Below are 9,674 nucleotides of genomic sequence, written 5' to 3'. Positions count from 1 at the left end.
GTGTCGGGGAGGGATTCGGTCATGGCGGGGGTCTCGATGATTCAGGCAGTGTGGAAAGCGCTTGAAGTGCGCTTTCCACACGGTCTGGTACGGCGTCAGTCCTGGCGTTTGCTGTCGACTGGTTTTGCTTCTTTGGCTTCAGGCTGTTTGTCACTGGCCTGCTGCGGTGTTGGCTGCTCAGTTGGGTGCAGGCTTGGGAAGGGGAGATTAGGTATCTCGTGCATCGTCGTCGCTCCTCGCAAGATCTGTTTTATCAATCGCAGGTGATTCCGCGCTCTCAAAAAGCCTTGGCAGGATACAGCACTGAAAATGACAAAAAGAATTTTATGTCGGCGGATGTGCGAATTTTTATTTTTTTGCGCAAGTGGCATGGGGTCGCAGGCTGGGTGGCTGGGTGGCTGGGTGGCTGGGTGGCTGTTGGGTTTGGGGGCATATCCGTTATTTGGGTGATGGCTGAGTAGGGTTCCGCTCTTACAGCGGGTCACTTTTGGAAAGACCTCAAAAAGGCACCTTCCCCAAAATCATGTCGCGATACATCACAAAATCCCCCAGCAAACTGTAGAAGGGATGTTGAAACGTTGCAGGCCGGTTCTTTTCGAAGAAGAAGTGCCCGATCCAGGCAAAGGTGTAGCCGGCGACCGGTAATGCGAGCAGTAACCCCAACGAGCCACGGCCAATGGCATAAGCCAGAATCCCAATCACCAGGGTGGTGCCAATAAAGTGCAGGCGCCGGCAGGTGCTGTTGGCGTGCTCGCTCAGGTAATAAGGGTAGAACTCAGCGAAGCTGTTGAATTGCTTGACGTTTTCCACAGTGATCGGCCCTGGGCTGGTGATGCCGCCCAACAGATGTTCGGCGGGGAGCTTATTTGAGTCTAGAGTGATCAGTGGTAACAGCCAGTGACAATAGATGCCACTTTAGTATCCTTGGCTTCCTGGCTGCCGTTTAAGCCTGCCTTTTTCAAGAAGACGCCATGAGCGAACGAACAACTTCTGCAAGCTGGGCAATGGGCATCGTCAAAGCGTTGGAAATGGACGGCCTGGATTGCCGTGTCTTGTTCAAGCAACTGGGCCTGGACTACGCCGCGCTCAGTGACCCTGATGCACGTTTTGCGCAAGACTCCATGACCCGGCTGTGGCAGCGCGCTGTCGAGCTGTCAGGCAACCCCGCGATCGGCTTGAACATGGGCAAGGTGGTGCGCCCGGCGTCGTTTCATGTGGCGGGTTACGCCTTGATGTCCAGCAACACCCTGGCCGAAGGTTTTATGCGCCTGGTGCGTTACCAACGCATCATCGCCGAAAGCGCCGACTTGAGTTTTCGCCTGTTACCTGAAGGCTATGCGCTGATTCTGACGGTGCATGGCGATCACCTGCCGCCGACCCGGCAAAGCGCTGAAGCCTCGTTGGCCAGTGCCCTGGCATTATGTGGCTGGCTGACTGGCCGCACCCTGCAGCCACGCAAGGTAATGTTGCAAGGTGACCAACCGGCCGATCTGGCGCCCTATAAGCAAGCATTCCATGCGCCTATGGAGTTCAATGCGCCCTATGATGCGCTGATTTTCGAACAGGCCGACATGGATGCACCGTTGCCCACCGCCAATGAGGCGATGGCGCTGCTGCATGATCGGTTTGCCGGTGAATACCTGGCGCGGTTTTCCGAGAGCCGCGTGACCCACAAGGCGCGCCAGGTGCTGTGCCGCTTGTTGCCCCAGGGTGAGCCCAAGCGCGAAGTGGTGGCACAGACCCTGCACTTGTCTCAGCGCACGTTACAGCGGCGTTTGCAGGAGGAGGGCACCAGTTTCCAGACGTTGCTCGACGATACGCGTCGCGAGCTTGCCGAACAGTACCTGGCGCAGCCGAGTATGACCTTGCTGGAAATCGCCTACCTGTTGGGCTTTGCCGACCCGAGTAATTTCTTCCGCGCGTTCCGCCGCTGGTTCGACGTCACGCCCGGCGAGTACCGGGTGCGGCTGCTGCAGGCATCGACGGTCAGTGGCGCCAAAACGCCGGAATGCACAGAACAAACACGGTAATAATCTCCAGCCTTCCCAGCAGCATGCCGAATGACAAGATCCACTTGGCCGCATCCGGCAGGCTGGCGAAGTTACCGGCCGGGCCGATGGTTTCGCCCAGGCCCGGGCCAACACCGGACACGGTGCTGGCGGCACCGGTCAGTGCGGTCATCCAGTCCAGACCCAGCAGTGACAGGGCCAGGGCGATGGCGCAGATGGTGATAGCGAAGAAAAACGAAAAGGTCAGGATCGAGCGCACGATCTCTTCGTCGAGACGGTGGCCGTTGTACTTCTGCTTGATCACTGCGCGTGGGTGGATCAGTTGGTTCAGGTTGGCCTTGAGCAGGATGTAGGCGACCTGGAAGCGGAAGATCTTGATCCCGCCCGCCGTCGAGCCCGAACAGCCGCCGATAAAACCCAGGTAGAAGAACAGCATCAGCGAGAAATTGCCCCACAGGCTGTAGTCCCCCAGCGCAAAGCCGGTCGTGGTCACCACCGACGTAACGTTCAGGGCAACATGGCGCAGGGCATCCAGCCAGTGCAGGTTGGTCGTCCACCAGTACCAGGTGCCGAGTACCAGCCACGTCACGATCAGCAAACCGAGCAAGCCTTGCACTTGCTGATCCTTGATCAGCGCCCGGCGGTTGCCGCGCAATGTGGCCACATACAGGGTGAACGGCAAGCTGCCGAGGATCATCACCACCACCGCTACCCAGTGCACCGCCGGTTGTTTCCAGTGGGCCAGGGATTCATCGGAGGTGGAAAACCCGCCGGTGGAAATTGCTGACATCGCGTGGTTGATCGCATCAAACAAGCCCATGCCGGCCCACCAGAACGCCAGGCTGCCCAGGATGGTGATGCCCACATACGCTGCCACGATCAGGCGCGCCACCATGTGCGAGCGCGGCATGACTTTTTCTGAGCGGTCCGAGGATTCGGTCTGGAACAGGCGCATGCCACCAATGCGCAGCAGCGGCAGGATCGCCACCGCCATGCCGATAAAGCCGATGCCGCCCAGCCAGTGCAACATTGAACGCCACATCAGGATGCCAGGGGACATGCTGTCCAAACCGCTCAGGACGGTGGAGCCGGTGGCGGTGATGCCCGACATGCTTTCAAAGAACGAATCGGTGTAGCTGATGTGCTGGGTCAGCAGAAACGGCAGCGCGGCGAAGATGCACACCACCAGCCAGCTGGTGACGGTCAGCAGGTACATGTCCCGGGGGCGCAGGTGCACGTGTTCGGGGCGGCCGGGGATAACCAGGGCCAAACCCGCAAGGAAGGTGATCATGCTGGCCCACAGGAACGAGGGCAGGTCGCTGGTGCGTTCGAAGATCACCAGGGTGGCCATCGGGATGACCATGGCGATCGCGAGGGTGATCAGGAAGATGCCGATGATGAAACCGATGATACGCAGGGTCGGCAACGCCATGAAGAAAGCTCGGGTTTGAGAGAGTGGCGCCATTCTACCTGCGGTGCGGGTCTTGTAAACCGGGGTGTACGAGGCGAAGCAGTTCGACTGTGGGAGCTGGCTTGCCTGCGATGGCGACCTGTCAGCCACCCATCTGTAGCAGACCCATCGCTATCGCAGGCAAGCCAGCTCCCACAGTGGGTATGGGAAGGGGGGAACGCGCACAAAAAAGGCGACCCGAAGGTCGCCTTATTCAGCGCAGGATCAATCAGAACTCGTGATCAGCGTTATCCGGGTTCAAATCACTGATGCCCAGCTTGCCCGCGGCGGTTTCGATCGCGCCGGTCTGCTTGACCAGTGCCGCAATCGCGTCACGCACGATCTGGTTGCCCTTGTCGTTACCGGCCGCGATCAGTTGGTCGTAGTGCTCACCGGCGTTGGCCTGGTCAACCATGACCTGGATCTTCGCTTCGGTCGACGCCAGGTCGGCCTTGAGCGCCGAGTCGGCGGCTGGATCGGCCTTGGCCACCAGCGACGAGAGGCTTGCGCCGGTCATTTTGGTGCCGTCGGTGCGGGTGTACTCGCCCAGGTAGACGTTGCGGATGCCCTTGGCGTCGTAGAAGTGCGAGTTGTGGGTGTTGTCGCTGAAGCAATCCTGTTCGTCTTCCGGCGAGTTGGCTTCCAGGGAAACCTTCATGCGCTCACCGGCCAGTTCGCCCAGGGACAGGCTGCCCATGCCGAACAGCATTTTGCGCAGGCCGTCGGTGGCAGGTTCTGCTTCCAGGGTGGCGCGGTAGTTGTCGTCGACCTTGGGTTTCCAGTTGCCGACCATTTCTTCCAGGTCGCTGACCAGCAGTTGGGTCACAGCGCGCAGGTAAGTGCGACGGCGCTCGTTGTTACCGCCGGTGGCACCGTCGCCGGTCATGTAGTCGGATGCCGGGCGGTTGCCTGCGCCTGGGCCGGTGCCGTTGAGGTCCTGGCCCCAGAGCAGGAACTCGATGGCGTGGTAGCCGGTGGCGACGTTGGCTTCGGAACCGCCCAGTTCATTGAGGCTGGCGAGTTTTTCCGGGGTGATTTCCTTGACGTCGACCTTGTCTTCGCCCACCTGGATCTCTGTGTTGGCGATGATGTTGGCGTTGGCGCCCGGGTTACCCAGCGCGTGCTCGTAGGATTTGTCTACGTAGTCGATCAGGCCTTCGTCCAGGGGCCAGGCGTTCACTTGGCCTTCCCAGTCGTCGATGATGGTGTTGCCGAAGCGGAACACTTCACTTTGCAAGTACGGCACACGGGCGGCGACCCAGGCGGTGCGGGCTGCTTTCAGGGTGTCGTCGCTCGGGTTGGCGAGGAAGGTGTCGATTGCGGTCTGCAGGGTCTTCGCGGTGGATTCGGCGTCGCTGTACACCGCGAACACCATGTCGGCGTAATGCGCGACAACGGCCTTGGCGGCTGCTTCGTCGACCTGGCCGGCAGGCGTGGCAGCCGCTGGAGCGGTGGTGCTGACTGCCGGGGTCGGCGCGGCGGCCTTGTCTTTACCTTCGCCGCAACCGGCGAGAGAAATGGCAATGGCCAGCAGACTGGCGGTGGCCAGGGGCATACGAATCATGGCGAACATCCTGCTTCGGTTGTTGATAGGGCGCGCGGGGAAGCGCAAAAACTGCGACATAATGCGAAAGATTTGCATTTTGTGTAAAGGTTTATGCGAGGGAAATATTTGGTATCGATTTGTCGGTTCAGAGAATCGCCGCGTTGTTGCGCTCGGACTGTTTCAAAAACGCCGCCAGCTCACGGGCCTGCAGCGGTTTGCTGTAGTGGTAGCCCTGGCCCTCATGGCACCCTTCGGAAATGATATAGGCCTCCTGCTCGGCGGTTTCCACGCCTTCGGCAATCACCTGCATGCCCAGGCTTTTGCCCAGTTGGATAATGGCGCGCACGATGGTTGCATCGTCGTCGTCATCCAGCAGGTCCTGGACGAAGCTCTTGTCGATCTTGATCTTGTCCAGCGGCAGGCTCTTGAGGTAGCTCAAGGATGAATAGCCGGTGCCGAAGTCATCAATCGCGATCAAGGCACCGGAGCGGCGCAGGCTCAGCAGGTGCTGGGCGGCGGTGCTGATGTCCTCCATCAGGCCGGTCTCGGTCACTTCCAGCTCCAGGCTGCGTGGCGGCAGGCGATAGATCTGCATCAGGTTGTTGACCACCCGTGGCAACTCGGTGTGGTGCAACTGCACGGTGGACAGGTTGACCGCCATGCGCAGTTCGGTGAAGCCCAGGTCATGCCATTCGCGCAACTGCCGGCAAGCCTGGTCCAGCACCCATTCACCAATCGGAATAATGGTGCCGTTCTGCTCCGCCAGCGGGATGAACAAGTCCGGCGGCACCAGGCCGTGTTCCGGGTGCTGCCAGCGAAGCAATGCCTCTACGCCCACCACGCGGTGGTCGAGGTAGCTGATCTGCGGTTGGTAGACCAAGTGGAACTGCTCGCGACCCAGGGCATCGCGCAGGTCTTTTTCCAGTTCGCGGCGCCGGCGCATTTCGCTGTCGACACTGGCGATATAGAACTGATAGCGGTTGCGCGAGCGGCTCTTGGCCAGGGTCATGGTCTGTTCGGCTTTTTGCAGCAGCTTCTCGGTGCTGTCGCCGTCCTCCGGGAACAGGGTGATGCCGATGGTGGCGCGCAGGCGAATCTGGTCCTGGTCGAGGGCGAATTCGGCTTCCAGGTCGTCGAGGATACTTTGCGCCAGCTCGGCGGCCTCGTAAGGCTGGTCGATATCGGCCTGCACCAGTGCAAACTGGTCGCCGCCCAAGCGGGCGAGGGCGCCGAGGCGGCCGCTGTGGGCGCGCAGGCGGTCGGCCAGGGCCAGCAGTAATTTGTCGCCGGCCTGGTAGGTGAACTGTTCGTTGACGCTTTTGAAGTCATCCAGCCCCACGCACAGCACCGCCACCCGGCGCTGTCGGCGGCCGGCATCGGTGAGGATCTTGTCCAACTGCTCCTGCAGCTTCTGACGGTTCGGCAGCCCGGTCAGGAAGTCGTACTGGGCCATGCGCAACAGGCTCGATTCCGCCTCATGCCGCAAGTGCGTATTGCGCTCGATGGACTCGAGCAACTGGTTGGCAGTGTTGATCCACAGCCCCAGCTCGTTGCGTTCATGGCCCTTGAGCTGGGGGATCTTGTGTTCGCTGGGGCGGTCGGGGTTGATTGAGGTCAAGTGCTCGATAATCCGCGACAACGGCTTGGTCAGCAGCCAGTGATACACCAGGTACAGCACCAGGCCCATGGCCAGGGCGCGCAGCACGCCGGAAATAAAGATGATCACCGAGCTGACAATAAAACCTTTGCCGTAGGTGGCTGTGTCGAGGGTAATGCTCAGGTCGCCGTAGTACTCGCTATAGGGGCCTTTGCCAACCAGTGCAGTCGTAAAGGTGCGTTCCTGGCCAAGAATCAGGTCGGTCAACCAGCGGGTGGGTGATTGCTGCAAGGCGCGGCTTTTTTCCGCCAGCATGGTTTCGTTGGGGTGGCCGATGGAGGCCATGCGCACGGCGTCGTCCTGAAACAGGCCCTCGATCACCTGCATGCCCATCTCGCGGTCCAGGCTGTAGACAGCCTGGGTCGAGGGGTCGCGAAACATGTCGAGGATCCGCTGCGCGTCACCGGCCACGGCCTGACGCGTCTTGTAGGCATCAAACACGATCTGCGCCACGCTCAGCGTCACGCCCACGATCAATGCCGAGAGCAGCACAACCCGTAGCAACTTCACCGACAAGCTGTTTTTGAGTTCCAGCTTCAAAGGGTCATTCCTTGTTCCGTGCGGGTAGCCTCAATATGCCATGAGTATTGGCAATCTCGGGATGGCAGTCAAAGGGACATTGCTGCTAAGGCTTCTGGAGGCTGTAAAGGGCGTGTCTGGAAGGAAGAGGGCGATGATATCCATCGCCCTCGGGTACCGCGCAGGAAAGGAAGGGAATGCCTTCGACATCCCGACATCGAGTGTTGCGGGCTTAAGATACTTTGATCGAGTTTTCGTTTACGTTGTTGAACGTGATCTGATGTTCGTTCTTCTGGTGGGCATCACCGCCGATTTTACCTTGCGCCCTGCCGGCGGCCTGACTGGCTGAATTGACCAGCGTGCCCAGCAAGTCCATGCCCTTGCTCACCAGGTCCATGCCTTTGCCTGCGAGTGGCAACACTGAAGACACAGCTGACATACCCATCGATAACGGATCCATTGCGGACTCTCCTACAGGATAAAATGAGAGAGTTATTTCTCTCGCATGCTGGGTGGCCTGTTCCTCTCGGTGAGTTCCACACATTCTGCATTACGTCCAGTTTTCGTCGGCCACAAAAAAGCCCGGCAATTGCCGGGCTCTTTCTACTGCAAACGTTGCTTAGGCAGTAAAGGTTTTGCCTTCGAACTGCTCAGCCACGAATTTCCAGTTGACCAGATTCCAGAACGCTTCCACATACTTTGGACGCACGTTGCGGTAGTCGATGTAGTAGGCGTGTTCCCACACGTCGCAGGTCAGCAGCGGGGTGTCGCCGCTGGTCAGCGGGTTGCCGGCGCCGATGGTGCTGGCCAGGGCCAGGGAACCGTCAGCTTTTTTCACCAGCCAGCCCCAACCGGAACCGAAGGTGCCGACGGACGTCTTGGTGAACTCTTCCTTGAACTTGTCGAACGAACCGAAGGCTGCGTTGATGGCTTCAGCCAGTGCGCCGGTCGGTTGGCCACCGGCGTTTGGCGCCAGGCAGTTCCAGTAGAAAGTGTGGTTCCAGACCTGAGCGGCGTTGTTGAAGATGCCGCCCGAAGAAGACTTGACGATTTCTTCCAGAGTCTTGCCTTCGAACTCGGTGCCAGGCACCAGGTTGTTCAGGTTCACGACATAGGTGTTGTGGTGCTTGTCGTGGTGGTACTCCAAGGTTTCCTTGGAGATGTGCGGCTGCAGGGCATCGTGTGCGTAGGGCAGCGGCGGCAATTCGAAAGCCATGATGATTCTCCTAATCAGGTCAGTTGCGGTGAGCGCAAGGCCGATCACGGGCGGCCAAACAAGCGCCGGGGAGTTTGTACTCTTTGCGGCGCAGGGTCCGGATCATAGCACCGGGGGTGCGGCAAAACCACGCAACAACTGTGTGGGATAGAGGTTCCAGAGCGTTTTGGAATATTCATCCGGCACTGATCAATTGGTAGGCCACGCTGAACATCATCACCGCGACCAGAAGGTCGAGCAGGCGCCAGGTCGCCGGGCGCGCCAGCCAAGGTGCCAACCACGCCGCGCCGAGTGCCAGGGTGGCGAACCACAGGAACGAGGCGCTGGCAGCGCCGGCCACATAGGCGCCGGGCTCGGTTTGTTGCGCGCCCAATGAGCCGATCAGCAGCACGGTGTCCAGGTACACATGGGGATTGAGCAGCGTTACTGCCAAGGCACTGAGCAACACGGCGCGCAATGAACGCACCTTGAGGTGTGCCCCCTGTTCCAGGCTTTGTCGGGAACACGCTCGACGCAACGCCAAGGTGCCGTACCACAGCAGGAATGCCGCACCACCCCAGCGGGCAATGGCCAGCAGCAGCGGGTTTTGCGCCAGCACGGTAGCCAGGCCAAATACCCCAAGTGCGACCAGAATTGCATCACACACGATGCACAGCGCCGCCACCGGCAAGTGATGTTCACGGCGCAGGCTTTGCGCCAATACAAACGCGTTCTGGGTGCCGATCGCCATGATCAGGCCGAGAGCCACCAGCAGCCCGTTTACGTAGCTTTGCCACATAGCCATTACTCCGCGTTTGCTGCCAGTTGGCGCAATACATCCATGGCCCGCTCGGCATCGGCGCGGCCCACGAACAAGTGGTCGTGATAAAACCCGGCAATCACGTTGCAACTGATACCGGCGCTGCCCAGCGCACTGGCGAACGCCGCCGTCAGGCCCACGGCTTCAAGGGCCGAATGCACATTCAGGGTGATCCAGGCGGCCACATAGTCGAAGGCCAGCCCGGCGTGTTCCGCCTGCTCACGCTCCACAATCAGGGTCAAACCTTCCTGCTCGCGAAAGCTGCCGATGATCTCGCAACCTGCCGGGATACGTGAGTCGGGCAGAGTGCAGAACACGTAGTCGCCTTCGTTTAGATGAGGGCTCATGCTGCGCAGCAGGGTTGCCAGGGCGGTTTCGCCAGCCATGTGTGGATTCCTTTAATAAAGAGAAGCAATGCTGGTCATTCTCCCGGCCCACGCTGTATAAGAAAAACCAATATTGCTGATCGCTCATTAGA

At 59.8% G+C, this 9,674-nt stretch carries 10 protein-coding genes; 2 read left to right on the top strand and 8 right to left on the bottom strand.

What is annotated here, in order from left to right; genetic code table 11:
• Positions 1-218 precede the first annotated feature (218 nt).
• A complete protein-coding gene (locus GIW28_RS20205; RefSeq protein ID WP_169985126.1) occupies positions 219-461 on the top strand; it encodes a hypothetical protein in 243 nt (80 codons plus the stop codon).
• A 37-nt stretch (positions 462-498) separates the two neighbouring features.
• On the opposite strand, the gene GIW28_RS20200 is transcribed toward GIW28_RS20205, so the two are convergent.
• A complete protein-coding gene (locus GIW28_RS20200; RefSeq protein ID WP_099550496.1) occupies positions 499-810 on the bottom strand; it encodes a DUF962 domain-containing protein in 312 nt (103 codons plus the stop codon).
• Positions 811-971: 161 nt separating this feature from the next.
• Here GIW28_RS20200 and GIW28_RS20195 point away from each other — a divergent pair, with 161 nt between their 5' ends.
• A complete protein-coding gene (locus tag GIW28_RS20195; protein WP_017139172.1) occupies positions 972-2,030 on the top strand; it encodes an AraC family transcriptional regulator in 1,059 nt (352 codons plus the stop codon).
• Here GIW28_RS20195 and GIW28_RS20190 read toward each other — a convergent pair.
• The 7 genes from GIW28_RS20190 to GIW28_RS20160 all read right to left on the bottom strand — a co-directional run bounded on the left by GIW28_RS20190 (position 1,987) and on the right by GIW28_RS20160 (position 9,582).
• On the bottom strand, positions 1,987-3,441 hold the full coding sequence (locus GIW28_RS20190) for a TrkH family potassium uptake protein (RefSeq protein ID WP_017139173.1): 1,455 nt from the start codon (positions 3,439-3,441) through the stop codon (positions 1,987-1,989). The genes GIW28_RS20195 and GIW28_RS20190 overlap by 44 nt on opposite strands.
• A 247-nt stretch (positions 3,442-3,688) precedes the next feature.
• Positions 3,689-5,023, bottom strand: a complete 1,335-nt coding sequence (locus GIW28_RS20185) for an imelysin family protein (protein WP_017139174.1) — start codon at positions 5,021-5,023, stop codon at positions 3,689-3,691.
• A gap of 127 nt (positions 5,024-5,150) precedes the next feature.
• A complete protein-coding gene (locus GIW28_RS20180) occupies positions 5,151-7,202 on the bottom strand; it encodes a putative bifunctional diguanylate cyclase/phosphodiesterase (RefSeq protein ID WP_017139175.1) in 2,052 nt (683 codons plus the stop codon).
• A gap of 211 nt (positions 7,203-7,413) precedes the next feature.
• The gene (locus GIW28_RS20175; RefSeq protein WP_099550444.1) at positions 7,414-7,641 is read right to left on the bottom strand and encodes a hypothetical protein; all 228 of its coding nucleotides are present in this window, start codon (positions 7,639-7,641) and stop codon (positions 7,414-7,416) included.
• A 159-nt stretch (positions 7,642-7,800) separates the two neighbouring features.
• Entirely contained in the window at positions 7,801-8,397 is a 597-nt protein-coding gene (locus tag GIW28_RS20170) for a superoxide dismutase (RefSeq protein ID WP_003212997.1), read from the bottom strand.
• 175 nt (positions 8,398-8,572) lie between these two features.
• The gene (locus GIW28_RS20165; RefSeq protein ID WP_099550497.1) at positions 8,573-9,175 is read right to left on the bottom strand and encodes a LysE/ArgO family amino acid transporter; all 603 of its coding nucleotides are present in this window, start codon (positions 9,173-9,175) and stop codon (positions 8,573-8,575) included.
• A 5-nt stretch (positions 9,176-9,180) separates the two neighbouring features.
• Positions 9,181-9,582 carry an ACT domain-containing protein gene (locus tag GIW28_RS20160; protein WP_017139178.1) on the bottom strand — a complete coding sequence of 134 codons (402 nt, stop codon included), beginning with the start codon at positions 9,580-9,582 and terminating at the stop codon, positions 9,181-9,183.
• Between the last annotated feature and the right edge of the window lie 92 nt (positions 9,583-9,674).

This window comes from Pseudomonas sp. PA-5-4B (genome assembly GCF_021606215.1).
GTDB lineage: Bacteria > Pseudomonadota > Gammaproteobacteria > Pseudomonadales > Pseudomonadaceae > Aquipseudomonas > Aquipseudomonas edaphica.
Note: the sequence above shows the minus strand (reverse complement) of the source record. Positions and strands in the feature narration are given on the sequence as shown.